Here is a 12,322-nt window from a genome sequence, read left to right on the forward strand (position 1 = left end):
CAGAAGGGGACCCCGCGCACCCGCCAGAGCCTGTTGACCCTTGCTGCCTTCCGGCCCTGGGGGAGTTCACAGGATGGACGCCGCACGGGGTCCACGGACAGTGTGCCACGGACGGCGTCGTCGGGCGGCGAGGGGGCCGCGTCGGATCGCCGAGGGCGTCGCGTAACCTCTTTCACGGAGGATTCGCCTAGTGGCCTAGGGCGCACGCTTGGAAAGCGTGTTGGGAGCAATCCCTCACGGGTTCAAATCCCGTATCCTCCGCCAGCCTGAACAGGCAGAACGCCGGGCGGCTCCCACGCAGAGCCCCCGGCGTTCGGCGTTCAGTCTCATTTGTAGTCTCACTCGTCATCCGGCCGACCCCAGAGCAGACCGCCCACGCGCTGGGCGACGTCGCTGCGCACGACCCCGGTGATGTGCTGGTAGCGGGCCGCCATCGCGGTCGTCGACCAACCCATCAAGCCCATGACCGCGCGCTCCGGGACGCCGAGGATCAGCAGCACCGTCGCCGCGGTGTGGCGGGCGTCGCGCAGGCGTCCGTCACGGACCCCGGCGTCGCGCAGGAGCTTCTTCCAGTGGTGGTAGTCGGTGTTCGGGTTGAGCGGTTCGCCGCGCTCGTCGGTGAAGACGTAGCCGGAGTCCCGCCAGAGCTGCGCAGCCGCGTCTCGCTCGCGGTCCTGCTCCTCGCGGTGGGACTTCAAGAGGGCGACCAGCTCGTCCGGGAGGCCGATGGCGCGGCGTCCGGCACGCGACTTCGTCCCGTCGGTCTCCGGCCGGTCCGCGAGCCGCTTCGGGCAGTAGCCGGCCTTCTTCCCACACGAGCCGCCGCACCCGTGCCGGTAGCGGGGACGGAGTCGTCCGCGACGGACGACGAGCGTCCCGGTGTCCAGGTCGACGTCGGTCCAGCGCAGCCCCAGGACCTCACCCTGACGAAGACCGAGCGCGAGGGCGATGGCCCAGCGGGCGTGGTTCCGCCCCTCGGCGGCGGTGGTGAGTAGCCGTCGGACCTCGTCGACCGAGTAGGGCTCCACCTCCGTCTCGCTGACCCGGGGTGCCTTCGCGAGCGCGGCCGGGTTCCTGGTGATCCGTCCGCGCCGTTCGGCCTCCCCGAGCGCGGTCCGGAGCGTGCGGTGCGCCTGGTGAGCGGTGCCGGGCGAGCTGCCGTTGCGGATCATCCGCGCGTACAGCTTCTCCAGGTGCTCGGGCTGCAGCCGGTCGAGCCGGTGGGCGCCGATCCCGGGGACCAGGTGCGTGCGGATCGCGACGCGATACCCGGCGAGCGTGTTCTCCCGCACCACCGCGGCGGCGATGTTCTCCACCCAGTGCTCCAGCCACTCCCCCACGGTGCCGACCCGGCCGGTCGCCTGCACGGTTGCCGAATCGCGGTCGCGCTCCAGCTTCCGGACCGCGCGGATGGCGTCCGCCTTCAAGGCGCCGCCTCCGGCGGCGCGCCTGACCGGCTACGCCGGCCCCGCCACCCGCGCGCTCCTGCCTCCGGCCCGCGCGCGGGCGCCGTGTCCGTCTACCCGGCCACTCACGCACCGGGCGGACGACCGATCTCAGAACGGCGACGGGCAACGGCTCGACGACGCCCAGGACGGGAACCGCGAAGTACCCCGGGCTCCGCCCGGACCCGGCACCGCTCAGAGATCGGAGACGTGCGGACGGCAGTGATCTCCTCACGGCGCGCCGGAGGCAGCCAGCGCCGCGAGGAGATCACCTCGAAATGGCTGGAATCAGAAGAATCAAACCCGCCCAGGATCCTGCATCAGATCGATCTCCACAACCCTCGATCCGGTATCCAACTCGGCAAACTTGTTGGTGTAGACGTTGCGAGAACCGCGGCGAAAGTTCGCACCCGTTAGAGGATTCTTCCGCGTCAAACGCTTCTCAAGTAGACCACTATTAAGAAAACTTCGGAGTCCGCGATCAAGGGTTGCAATAGAGAAAGGAATCTTCACGTGACCCTCACCCCGATAACCCTCCTTGTCCGCAAACCAGGTCAACGCCTGGAACCACTCGCCACCACCCGGCAGCGATGATTGCTTCGAAAGGAACCGGTGATGCCGCTCTGCAATCATTGCCGCAAAGTAAAAGCTGACCTCGGGAGTCCCCCAGTCGCGTACCGCTTTCGACGAGAACACGCTGCCCAACGTCGTCAGGTAGGAGCTTCCAGCGGTCCCCGACGGGTCGTCCAGGTCCTTGCCCGATCCATCATCCCGTCTGGCTACTAACCTCGGCCGCCCACCACTCTCATGCACGACCCGCGATACAAGCTTGAGCTCTTCGAGCTTCTCGATTTGCTCGCGAATCCATTCGCGCTTGAGCTTGCGCTGCTGCGCATCGTCGTAGTCATACGGACTTTCGGGAGTATTTGAGTACAAGTCCGGACTACGGATCAGATCGTGCAGATCCTCGTAAGATGCATATGGCGACACCCTCCCAATAGCCTCCCTTCTGCCGCCAGTATGCTCCGGCAATAGCGCAATACCTCGCAGGAGAAGATCCAGCTTTACTGCGCCAACTGCGCCCTTTTTCATCAATGGCACGTAGTGATCTCGAACATGGGATTCGCGAATCCTGTATAGCGTCTTGCCGACGATGCGACCCGCATAGATGAGGCCCTTCTTTTCCGCCTCACCTTGGTCACCCTTGACGACAGAACCGTCCGCCGTGGTCACATCGGCCCCCGTCCAACTACTTCCAGTTCGGATGCATCTCTGGAACGGAGGCAACCCTGGAGACGTGAGGTTACATGCCCCCGCAGCAGAGGTGATGCCTGCCCCCGTGACAGATGCAGGTACAGGAGGCAAAGTGCTAGGGAAGCGAACGCGCAGGGGACTCCACGAGCTACCTCTGGCTCGGGGGCAGAAGGAGGACAAGACCCACCGCGGGTCCTCAAGCTGGGGGTCGTCACGCCGACCCGAGGCGTGCGGCCAGATGAAGTTGGAGAGCGAGTCATGGGCAAGCACCGTCACAGCGGACCCGCACCGGAGAGTCCGGAACCGACCTGCGCCTGCGGGTGCAGCAAGCCGAAGATCCGGGGCGTCTGGATCGTGATCGGCCTGCAGCTGCTGTCGCGCGTGTTCGAGTTCTTCAAGGACGGCTGACGGCGCAGGGCCGCCGAGAGGCACGACCTACCTCCCGGCGCCGACAGTCTCAACGGCAGTCTCGTTCGTGGCCGTCCGCGCAGGTCCACTGACTGGTGATCCGTCACTGCGTCCAGGCCACGGACGCCGACGAGACCGAGCGGACGGCCAAGATCAGACTTGGAAAGCGTGTTGGGAGCAATCCCTCACGGGTTCAGATCCCGTATCCTCCGCCAGCAGGAAGGCGGAACGCCGGGCACACCCCCGCGGGTGGCCCGGCGTTCGTCGTTCCCGGGCCTGCTCAGTGACCGGCCGCGCGCACCAGCCGCAGCTGCCCGACCTCCGCGACGTTCTTCGCCAGCTCGGTGTTCACCCAGGCCAGGGTGTGTCCGACCGTCATCTCCGGATCCCCCTGCCACGGGAACGTGGCGACCGCGACGAGGTCGTCGTCGGACAGTCCGTCCAGGACGTCCGCCCATTCCCCACGCAGTGCGCGCATCCGGGCGACGGTCGACGCGGCGTCGCCCGGCCACACCACGTCGGTGCGGTCCCGCGGGGTCCGGCCGCGGAGGTGGTCCAGCGTCACCGACCACCACCAGTCGATGTGCCAGGTGACCCACGCGATCGTCGGGACGGGGACCGGGTCGGGTTCGGAGTCCGCCCAGTCGGGCCGCCACGTCCCGTCGTCGGACGGGTGCACCGTCCAGCAGACGCGCGCCGGCCGCCACAGGGTCTCGTCGTCGTCGAGCCGGTCGAGGTGGTACTCGAACAGGGCCCACGTCAGGTCGAACTGCCACCGCAGGAGCGCGACACGGGATGCGGACATCGTCCGAGCCTGGCATCGGACGGTCCCGGCCGAAAGTACGAGGCCCCGCAGGCGGAACCGGCCTGCGGGCCGATCCGCGAGCCCCGCACGGTCGCCACGCTGGACCGGTGCACCGAACAGACGTGAGCGCTCCCCCGGATCCGACGGCCACCGCCCCCGTCCGGGTCGACGCCCTCGACACCCTCCGCGGGCTGGCCCTGTGCGGGATCCTGCTCGTCAACATGCCTGCGATCGCCGGGCTGCCGCCCGCCGCGGGGTCCTGGACCGGCACCCTGCCGCAGTGGCTGGAGCTCACGGCCCACCAGCGCTTCTTCCCACTGTTCTCCTTCCTGTTCGGACTCGGCACCGCCCTGTTCCTGGACGGGGCCGCCCGGCGGACCACCCGGCCACGGCTCGTGCTGCTGCGCCGGCTGCTCGTGCTCGGCGTGCTCGGCGCCGCGCACCATCTCCTGCAGCCCGGTGAGGCGCTGCTCCCGTACGCGATCGTCGGCGTCGTCGTCCTCCTCCCGGCCTCCTGGCTGCCGCGGCCGGTGATCGCGCTCGGCGGCGCGGCCGCGACGGGCGTGGCGCTCGCGTTCACCAGCGGCGGGCTCCTCCTCGTACCCGGGCTGTTCCTGCTCGGTCTCGCCGCCGCCCGGTACGGCCTGCACCACCGGATGGCGGCGCCGAACCGGGCCGTGTGGACGGCCGTGCTGGTCGGGGCCGTCGTCGTCGCGGTGCCGCTGCTCAGCATCCAGGTCGGCACGATCGAGCACAGCGGGTTCGACCGGGTCTCCTCGACCGCCGGGCTCGTCATGGCGATCGGGTACGCGAGCGCACTGGTGCTGCTGACGGCGTCCCGGGTCGGGCCGTGGGTGTCGTCCGTGCTCGCCCCGCTCGGCCGGCTCGCGCTGACGAACTACCTCACGGCGACGCTGCTGGTCGTGCTGCTGACCACGGCCCCGGCGTTCTCCGGCCCGGGCGGGTACCGCGCCCTGCTCCCGCTCGCCGCCGCGATCCTGGTGGTCCAGGTCGTCGCGAGCCGCTGGTGGCTGCGGCGCTTCCGGTACGGGCCGGTGGAGTGGTTGTGGCGCAGCATCGTCTGGTGGTCACCCGCTCGGATGAGATGAGCCGACGGCGGTCACACGGACGCGCGGACCTCTCGTCGGACCGGTGGACGAATCGCCATGATCGGACACATCACGGCTCGGGCACGCAGTCGTCGCGACGAGGGGGACCGATGACCGGCCAGGACGACGGACAGAGTGTGGACGGCCGGTGGGGGCGCGCGGCGGTGGCGACGGCCGTCGTCGTGGCGGCGGTGTTCGCAGGCCAGTTCCTCTGGACGGCGGTGCGCCCACCGGCGCCCCCGTCGGACGGGATGCGGTTGTGGCAGGCGACCGAGCTGATCGTCCCCTTCGGTGTGTCGCTGGTCCTGCTCGTGCTGTGGCTGCGGCTGCGGGAGAGCCGGGGGCTGTCGGATCTCGGGGCCCCCGTCCGCCGGCGGGTCCGGGCGGTGCTCGGTGCGGGGATGCTGGCGCTGCTGGTCCTCGCGGTGGCCTCCGTCGCCGGTGCACTCGCCGCCGGCGACGACGGCGCCGGCGGCGGCGGACCGACACCGGAGGGAGCCACCGCGTTCCCGGGAGTGCTCGCCGTCGGGCTTGTGCTCGCCGCCACCGCGCTCCAGTCCTCGACCGAGGAGCTGCTGTTCCGCGGCTACCTGCTCGGCGCGGTGCGCACCGGGTTCGGCAGCGGCGCCGCCGTCGCGTTCAGCTCGGTCGTGTTCGGTCTGTGCCACTCGTTCAACTCGGGCGCGACCGTCGTCTACGTGGCGACGACCGTCGCGCTGGGCGCCCTGCTGGGGGTCGTCTCGCTCGGCCGGGGCGGTCTGTGGGCCGCATGCTCCTTCCACACCGTGTGGGACGTGGTGCAGAACATCCAGGCCGACCCGACCGCCCCGGCCCGGGACACCGGGTCGACCGCGGTCGACGTCGCGGTCCTGTTCGCGATCGTGTGCTGTGTGGTCGTCGCGGTGTGGTTCCGTCGCCGTCGCCCCGCCCAGCAACGCCCGCAGGTGGCCCGGTGACGGCTGCCGGAGTCCTGTCTGCCCTGGCCGCACTGTCGGCGACGCTGTGCGTCGTCGGCGTTCTCGTCGAACGGCGGCGGTTCCGCAACGCCGTGGCCGGTGGGACGACGGTGGTCCTGCTCCTGATGGCGTCGATCGCCGCGATCCCCCGGGTCGACGTCGGCGTCGTCGACCTCGTGACGGCGCTGGTCGCGGCGCTGCTCATCGTGTTCGTGCTCGTGCTGACGGGGTTCCTGCTCGTCAACGGCGTCGTGATGATGCGACGGGAGGGGCGTCGGCCGGCGAACCTGCTGTCGCTGCTCGCGGGTCTGGCCTGTCTCGCGGTCGTGGTCCTCGTCCCGCTCACGCTGCAGCTCGAGAACCGGTTCCTGACCACGGTCACCTACGTGACGCTGCTGCTCGCAGCCCACCTCGGCCTCCTGTTGTGCAGCCTGCTGGCCTACTCCTTCGTCTACGGGCGGATGGGGGTCCGACCCGGGGTCGACTTCGTCGTGGTGCTCGGGTCGGGGCTCATCCGGGGTGCGGTGCCGCCGCTGCTCGCCGCCCGCCTGGACCGCGGAGTGGCGCTGTGGGCCCAGGAGCGGGAGCGGGGCGGGGACCCGATGCTGGTGACCTCGGGTGGACGCGGTCCCGACGAGCCGGTCGCCGAGGCCGTCGCGATGGCCGACTACCTCGTGGCCCGCGGTGTGCCGTCGGAGAGGATCCTGCGGGAGGACCGGTCGAGGACGACGCGGGAGAACCTCGTGTTCAGCCGGGCGCTGATGACCGAGCGGGCGCCCGACCACCGGTGCGCCGTCGTGACCAACAACTTCCACGCCTTCCGGGCGGCGCTCACCGCCCGCCGGGCCGGGGTGAACGGCCAGGTCGTCGGTTCGCCGACCGCCCGCTACTACTGGCCCAGCGCCACGCTGCGCGAGTTCGTCGCGATCCTCGCCGAGCACCCGGTCCTGAACGGCGCGATCTGCCTCGCGCTGGTCGTCCTCGGGGTCCTGGTCGGCCTCGACCGGTAGCCGCCGACTACTGCGACGACCCCGTCGCCGCCACCCCGACGCCGAGCCCGATCATCGCGAGCCCACCGGCACCGCCGACGGCCGCGATCCGCCTCGGCGACGACGCGAACCAGGCCCGGGCCGATCCGGCGGCGAGGGCCCACACGCTGTCGAGCACCAGACCGATGGCGACGAAGAACGCCCCCAGCAGCAGGATCTGCGTGGCGACCGGCCCGCGGGCGTCGACGAACTGGGGCAGGAACGCGACGAAGAAGACGACGGACTTGGGGTTGAGCACGCCGACCACCAGACCGTCGACGACGCTGCGGGCCGGACCCACCTGCCGGGCGTCACCGGCCGAGCGCTGCATCGCGCGGACGACGTCGTGCCGGTGCCGGAACGCCGTGATCCCCAGGTACACCAGATAGGCGGCACCCACCAGTTTCAGGACGGTGAACGCCGCGGCGGACTGTGCGACGAGGTGCCCGAGGCCCACCGCCACCGCGACCACCTGCAGGAAGACGCCGACGGCGTTGCCGACGACCGTCGCCAGCGCGGCGGACCGGCCGGCCGCGAGCGCGCGGCCGACGGTGAACACGACGCTGGGTCCGGGGACGACGATGACGACCGCCGCTGCGGCGGCGAACGCGAGGAGTCGATGGTCCACGGTGGAAGCGTCCGCCGACCGGCCTCCGGTGTCGAGCCCGTTCCCGATCAGCCTCGGGGCGGTGCGCGGCGGTCCGACCGGTCACCATCACTCGACCCGGGCCCGGCGGTCCGCCATCCTGGTACCGGACCGCCCACCCGGCGGCTCCCCGGACGAGACGCGCCGTACCCGGAACGCCAAGACGACGCATCCTTCCGGGAGGAGCTCGTCATGGCATGGATCTACCTCGTGGTCTCCGGTGTGCTGGAGACGGTGTGGGCCGCGGCGCTGTCGCAGAGCCGCGGCTTCAGCAGGCTCGGCCCGTCGCTGCTGTTCGCGGGCGCGCTGGCCCTGAGCATGGGCGGGCTGGCCCTGGCGTTGCGCGACCTGCCGGTCGGCACCGCGTACGCCGTGTGGGTCGGCATCGGCGCGGTCGGCACCGCGCTCTACGGCATGGCCGCCCTCGGCGAGCCGGCGACGACGGCGCGGCTGTTGTGCCTGCTCGCGATCGTCGCCGGTGTGGTGGGGCTGAAGGTCCTGCACTGAGTCCCGGTACGACGACGGGGCCGGCACCCCGTGAGGAGTGCCGGCCCCGCCGTCCGGGAGCCCCTTACTCGAAGGGTCCGTCCTTGACCAGCCCGCCGGCCGGACCCTCGACGAAGCGCGGGTCGGCCTGCGGGAACTCGGTGTCGGTTCCGTTGACGCCGTCCGGACGGTTCGTCGGCGAGAAGGTGTCCGCGGCGTCGAGGAAGCTGTAGCCGAACGTGTCGGTCAGCTCCAGCACCGAGTCCACGCCCTGGGTCGGGCTCTGGGTGCTGGGGTAGCCGTGCCCGTCCTCGGTGTCGGCGGCGGCGATCCCGGCCAGCGGGAACGCCACCGCGCCGAGCGCGCCGACGGCGATCAGGGAGCGTCGCATCCGGTTCTTCATCGAATCCGTCCTTCGGTAGCGGGGAGCAGGCCGTTCACACTAACGGCCCAGCGTTGTGCGGCGTGCGGAGCACGCCGCACGGACGTCACATGTTGTCAGCGCCGGCCTTGATCGCCTCGCGGATGCGGTTGTAGGTGCCGCACCGGCAGATGTTGCGGATCTCGTCCAGGGCGTCGTCGTCGATCGAGCGGCCCTCGGCCGCACACCGCTTGACCAGGTCGATGGCGGCCATGATCTGGCCGGGCTGGCAGTAGCCGCACTGGGCGACGTCGTTGTCGATCCAGGCCTGCTGCATCGGGTGCAGCTCCTCGCCCTTCGCGATCCCCTCGATGGTGGTGATCTCGTCGGACTCGGAGATGGCGCCGACCGGCACCGAGCAGGGGTTGAACGCCTTGCCGTTGATGTGGCTGGTGCAGGCCTTGCAGACGTTGATCCCGCAGCCGTACTTCGGACCGGTCACCCCGAGCAGGTCGCGCAGGACCCAGAGCACGCGGACGTCGTCCTCGACGTCGACGGTGACCTTCTCGCCGTTGACCGTGAAGGTGTGGGAAGGCATGTCAGTCTCCTCAGCGGACGAAGTCGAGGCCGTTGGTCGGCGACGGCGGGACGGGCGGCACGGTCGGGTACGGCTCGAACGGCAGCGGCTCGTTGTGCAGGATCGGGAACTCGGTCGGGACCTTCCCGGTGGCGCGGGCGTAGGCGCAGGCGATCGCGCCGCAGGTGGCCGCCACGCCGAACTCGCCGGCACCGCCGGGCTCGGGGGCCTCGGAGTCCTCGATGACGATGATGTTCATCTCCGGCGGGGTGTTCCACTGCCGGGTGTAGAAGTAGTTGTCCCAGCTCGCCTCGACGAAGTGACCGTCGACCAGGTGCAGGCCCGCGGTCAGCGTCATCGCGATGCCGTCGTTGATCCCGCCCATCATCTGGGCCTCGAGACCACGCGGGTTGATGATCAGCCCCACGTCGACGACGTAGGTGACCTTGGTGACGCGCGGCCCGGTGCGGGCGGAACGGATCTTCCGGTTGACCGTCTCGGGGCGGCAGTCGAGCTCGACGACGGCGCAGGCCACGCCCTTGTACTCGACGTGCATCGCGATGCCCTGGGCGGTGCCCTCCGGCATCGACTTGCCCCAGTCCGCCTCCTTGGCGGCCCGGTCGACGACGTCCTTCCAGCGGGTCAGCTTGGTGTACTCCGACCGGAACTCGTAGGGGTCCTTGCCCATCTTGGCCGCGACCTGGTCGATCATCAGCTCGCGCGCGGTGGCCGTGTCGGGCGAGTAGATGTTGCGCATCGAGCAGGTGTTGAAGCGCATGTCGACCTCGTTGAGCAGCGAGGTCGCGACACCGACGTTGTACGGGTTGGTCTGGGTGGTCACGTAGATGCTCTGCGAGATCGTGTAGTTGCCGCCCGGGGCCTTGTTCGCCGCGGCGGTGATCGCCTCGGACAGACCCGGGTTGATCTCGGTGGCGACGCTGGTGTGGCGGATCTCGAAGCTGGACACCGCGTCGCCGGAGACCTGCGCCCGGACCCGGGTGGTCGCCATCGGGTGCGTGCGCCCCTGGCGGGAGTCGTCGGCGCGGGTCCACATGAGCTTGACCGGCTTGCCGAACGCCTGCGAGCACTCGGCGGCCTCCTCGAGGCCGTCGAAGAACAGCCGGCGCCCGAACGAGCCGCCGCCCTCGGTGACGTGCACGGTGACCGCGTTCTGCGCGATCCCGAGCTTCTTGGCGATCTCGGCCTGCGCGGCGATCGGCGACTTGGACGGTCCCCAGACCTCCGCCGAGCCGTCGCGGACGTCGGCGATGGCGCAGTTGGTCTCCAGCGCGGAGTTGCTGCGGAAGTAGAAGGTGAAGTCGCCCTCGACGGTCTCGCCCGGCACCTGGGGCACGGCCAGCGGCAGCTCGCCCCGGCGCAGGGCCGCCAGCACGGACTCGTCGTTCTCGCCCTCGACCGTGCCGCCGTCCCAGTCGACGCGCAGCGCGTTGACCGCGTCCACGGCCTGCCCGAACGTCTTCGCGCGGACCGCCACGCCGGTCGGGACCTGCTCGACGTCGGTGACGCCCGGCATGTTCCGGACCTCGTCGATGTTGCGGACACCCTGCGGGGCCGAGTTCAGGTTCGGGCCGCGGCAGATGACGGTCGGCAGCGCGTCCGGGATCTGCAGGTCGGCGAGGAACTTCTTCTTCCCGGTCACCATGGCGCGCGCGTCGGACTTGGTCCGCGGCTTCCCGATGACGGTGAACTCCTCGCGGTCCTTCAGGACGACGTCGACGGCCTCGTTCACCGAGCTGGACGCCAGCTCGGTGAGCTCGCCGAAGGGCAGCTGCTCGCCGTTGTTACCGGTGATGAGCCCCTGACGGCTGCGCAGCACGTTCACGTCCTGGCGCAGCTCGTTCGCGGCCGCGTCGAGCAGCCGCTTCTGCGCGAGCGCCGCCGCGACCCGGATCGGGGTGTAGGTGGAGAACGTGGTCGTCGAGCCACCGGTGAGCTGGTTGAACACCAGCTCCGGGCGGGCGTCGGCCAGGGTGACGATCACCTGGTCGGGGTCGAGGTTCATCTCCTCGGCGATGATCATCTGCGTCGAGGTGATGATGCCCTGGCCGTTGTCCGAGCGCGGCAGCGCGAACGAGACGGTGCCGTCGCGGTTGACCTCGATGCGGATGAGGTTCGCGGTCGGGCGCGCGGAGTCCCGGATGACGTCGAGGAGGTCGTAGAGCTCGGCCGGCAGGGGCGGCGACGGGATCGCGGCCGCGTTGGCCTGCGGGACGCCGGGGAAGTAGGTCTGGCGCCCGATCTCGGCCGCGACGACCAGCGTCGGGGCGGCGACCAGGTAGCCAAGGAACCGCCGGCGGCTGACGTTCTTGCGGTCGTCTCCGGACGCCGGGCGCTCGGGGGCGGTGGCGCTGTGAGCGGGCATCGTTGTCCTCTCGGAATGTGCTGCGGTGCGCGCCCGATGCGACGTCCGGTGCGGGGAGCGGGGACGGCTGCAGGGCATTCGGGCGATCAACGACGTGCCTGATTCGACGGATACGCGTCGGTACGCGCGGCACGCGTAGGGCGAAATCCGCTGGTCACACTGTCGGAGATCCAATGATTCGCAGGTCAACGAGTTGACATTCAGGGTCCCCTTACCCGCAGATGCGGATGACTCGCCGTCGCATACTCCGCAGGATGGGGTTGCGCTACCGCCGAACAGACCACTCGTACGGGTGATCCGGTGGAGAGCACCCGAACCGGGACCGGGTGTCGACCGAAGGGGCCCGCGCCCGCCGCCCGGGGTCCCGGTGCGGCGGGCGCGCGCCGTCACATGGCGTCGGCGCCGGCCCTGATCGCCTCGCGGATGCGGTTGTAGGTGCCGCACCGGCAGATGTTGCGGATCTCGTCCAAGGCGTCGTCGTCGATCGAACGGCCCTCGGCCGCACACCGCTTGACCAGGTCGACCGCCGCCATGATCTGACCCGGCTGGCAGTACCCGCACTGCGCGACGTCGTTGTCGATCCAGGCCTGCTGCATCGGGTGCAACTCCTCGCCCTTCGCCAGACCCTCGATCGTCGTGATCTCGTCCGACTCCGAGAGGGCGCCCACCGGCACCGAGCACGGGTTGAACGCCTTGCCGTTGATGTGGCTGGTGCAGGCCTTGCAGACGTTGATCCCGCAGCCGTACTTCGGCCCCGTCACGCCCAGCAGGTCCCGCAGGACCCACAGGACCCGGACGTCGTCCTCGACGTCGACGGTGACCTTCTCGCCGTTGACCGTGAAGGTGTGGGAAGACATGGGGGGC

General features: G+C 70.3%; 13 protein-coding genes, 1 tRNA gene, 1 other RNA gene and 1 riboswitch. Of the genes, 6 read left to right on the top strand and 9 right to left on the bottom strand.

Annotated elements, in window-relative coordinates; all coding sequences use genetic code 11:
• Nucleotide 1 precedes the first annotated feature (1 nt).
• An RNA gene (gene ffs / locus KPF22_RS28350) (signal recognition particle sRNA small type) lies at nucleotides 2-96 on the bottom strand.
• An 80-nt stretch (nucleotides 97-176) separates the two neighbouring features.
• Here ffs and KPF22_RS28355 point away from each other — a divergent pair.
• A tRNA-Ser gene (locus KPF22_RS28355) sits at nucleotides 177-264 on the top strand.
• Between the two features lie 74 nt (nucleotides 265-338).
• Here KPF22_RS28355 and KPF22_RS28360 read toward each other — a convergent pair.
• Together KPF22_RS28360 and KPF22_RS28365 are read right to left on the bottom strand one after the other, a co-directional pair.
• On the bottom strand, nucleotides 339-1,427 hold the full coding sequence (locus KPF22_RS28360) for a site-specific integrase (RefSeq protein ID WP_224403813.1): 1,089 nt from the start codon (nucleotides 1,425-1,427) through the stop codon (nucleotides 339-341).
• A 315-nt stretch (nucleotides 1,428-1,742) separates the two neighbouring features.
• A complete protein-coding gene (locus KPF22_RS28365; RefSeq protein ID WP_224403814.1) occupies nucleotides 1,743-2,678 on the bottom strand; it encodes a hypothetical protein in 936 nt (311 codons plus the stop codon).
• A gap of 279 nt (nucleotides 2,679-2,957) precedes the next feature.
• Between KPF22_RS28365 and KPF22_RS28370 the strand changes: the two genes are divergently transcribed.
• Entirely contained in the window at nucleotides 2,958-3,107 is a 150-nt protein-coding gene (locus KPF22_RS28370; protein ID WP_224403815.1) for a hypothetical protein, read from the top strand.
• A gap of 280 nt (nucleotides 3,108-3,387) precedes the next feature.
• On the opposite strand, the gene KPF22_RS28375 is transcribed toward KPF22_RS28370, so the two are convergent.
• Entirely contained in the window at nucleotides 3,388-3,912 is a 525-nt protein-coding gene (locus KPF22_RS28375) for a DinB family protein (RefSeq protein ID WP_224403816.1), read from the bottom strand.
• 122 nt (nucleotides 3,913-4,034) lie between these two features.
• Here KPF22_RS28375 and KPF22_RS28380 point away from each other — a divergent pair, with 122 nt between their 5' ends.
• The 3 genes from KPF22_RS28380 (at nucleotide 4,035) to KPF22_RS28390 (ending at nucleotide 6,987) form a co-directional block, all read left to right on the top strand.
• A complete protein-coding gene (locus KPF22_RS28380) occupies nucleotides 4,035-5,021 on the top strand; it encodes a DUF418 domain-containing protein (RefSeq protein WP_224403817.1) in 987 nt (328 codons plus the stop codon).
• A 110-nt stretch (nucleotides 5,022-5,131) separates the two neighbouring features.
• Complete coding sequence (locus tag KPF22_RS28385) at nucleotides 5,132-5,977, top strand: CPBP family intramembrane glutamic endopeptidase (RefSeq protein ID WP_224403818.1); 846 nt, start codon at nucleotides 5,132-5,134, stop codon at nucleotides 5,975-5,977.
• Nucleotides 5,974-6,987: a YdcF family protein gene (locus tag KPF22_RS28390; RefSeq protein WP_224403819.1), complete on the top strand. Its 1,014-nt coding sequence runs from the start codon at nucleotides 5,974-5,976 to the stop codon at nucleotides 6,985-6,987. The genes KPF22_RS28385 and KPF22_RS28390 overlap by 4 nt, the downstream gene beginning before the upstream one ends.
• A gap of 7 nt (nucleotides 6,988-6,994) precedes the next feature.
• Here the strand turns inward: KPF22_RS28390 and KPF22_RS28395 are convergent, their stop codons facing one another.
• Nucleotides 6,995-7,633: a LysE family translocator gene (locus KPF22_RS28395; protein ID WP_224403820.1), complete on the bottom strand. Its 639-nt coding sequence runs from the start codon at nucleotides 7,631-7,633 to the stop codon at nucleotides 6,995-6,997.
• A 124-nt stretch (nucleotides 7,634-7,757) separates the two neighbouring features.
• Nucleotides 7,758-7,824: riboswitch (guanidine-III (ykkC-III) riboswitch) on the top strand.
• 19 nt (nucleotides 7,825-7,843) lie between these two features.
• On the opposite strand from KPF22_RS28395, the gene KPF22_RS28400 reads away from it, so the two are divergent.
• The gene (locus KPF22_RS28400) at nucleotides 7,844-8,158 is read left to right on the top strand and encodes a multidrug efflux SMR transporter (protein ID WP_060713653.1); all 315 of its coding nucleotides are present in this window, start codon (nucleotides 7,844-7,846) and stop codon (nucleotides 8,156-8,158) included.
• Nucleotides 8,159-8,222: 64 nt separating this feature from the next.
• Here the strand turns inward: KPF22_RS28400 and KPF22_RS28405 are convergent, their stop codons facing one another.
• The 4 genes from KPF22_RS28405 to KPF22_RS28420 all read right to left on the bottom strand — a co-directional run bounded on the left by KPF22_RS28405 (nucleotide 8,223) and on the right by KPF22_RS28420 (nucleotide 12,315).
• Nucleotides 8,223-8,540: a hypothetical protein gene (locus KPF22_RS28405; protein WP_224403821.1), complete on the bottom strand. Its 318-nt coding sequence runs from the start codon at nucleotides 8,538-8,540 to the stop codon at nucleotides 8,223-8,225.
• Between the two features lie 85 nt (nucleotides 8,541-8,625).
• A complete protein-coding gene (locus KPF22_RS28410) occupies nucleotides 8,626-9,096 on the bottom strand; it encodes a (2Fe-2S)-binding protein (RefSeq protein WP_073575739.1) in 471 nt (156 codons plus the stop codon).
• A gap of 10 nt (nucleotides 9,097-9,106) precedes the next feature.
• Complete coding sequence (locus KPF22_RS28415) at nucleotides 9,107-11,458, bottom strand: molybdopterin cofactor-binding domain-containing protein (protein WP_224403822.1); 2,352 nt, start codon at nucleotides 11,456-11,458, stop codon at nucleotides 9,107-9,109.
• 386 nt (nucleotides 11,459-11,844) lie between these two features.
• Nucleotides 11,845-12,315, bottom strand: a complete 471-nt coding sequence (locus tag KPF22_RS28420; protein WP_224403823.1) for a (2Fe-2S)-binding protein — start codon at nucleotides 12,313-12,315, stop codon at nucleotides 11,845-11,847.
• Between the last annotated feature and the right edge of the window lie 7 nt (nucleotides 12,316-12,322).

This window comes from Pseudonocardia sp. ICBG1034, from assembly GCF_020131375.1.
GTDB lineage: Bacteria > Actinomycetota > Actinomycetes > Mycobacteriales > Pseudonocardiaceae > Pseudonocardia > Pseudonocardia alni.

Coding starts and splice junctions, on each gene's coding strand:
- KPF22_RS28385 (WP_224403818.1), top strand. CDS start 5,132: ATGACCGGCCAGGACGACGGACAGAGTGTGGACGGCCGGTGGGGGCGC.
- KPF22_RS28405 (WP_224403821.1), bottom strand. CDS start 8,540: ATGAAGAACCGGATGCGACGCTCCCTGATCGCCGTCGGCGCGCTCGGC.
- KPF22_RS28410 (WP_073575739.1), bottom strand. CDS start 9,096: ATGCCTTCCCACACCTTCACGGTCAACGGCGAGAAGGTCACCGTCGAC.
- KPF22_RS28420 (WP_224403823.1), bottom strand. CDS start 12,315: ATGTCTTCCCACACCTTCACGGTCAACGGCGAGAAGGTCACCGTCGAC.
- KPF22_RS28415 (WP_224403822.1), bottom strand. CDS start 11,458: ATGCCCGCTCACAGCGCCACCGCCCCCGAGCGCCCGGCGTCCGGAGAC.
- KPF22_RS28375 (WP_224403816.1), bottom strand. CDS start 3,912: ATGTCCGCATCCCGTGTCGCGCTCCTGCGGTGGCAGTTCGACCTGACG.
- KPF22_RS28370 (WP_224403815.1), top strand. CDS start 2,958: ATGGGCAAGCACCGTCACAGCGGACCCGCACCGGAGAGTCCGGAACCG.
- KPF22_RS28400 (WP_060713653.1), top strand. CDS start 7,844: ATGGCATGGATCTACCTCGTGGTCTCCGGTGTGCTGGAGACGGTGTGG.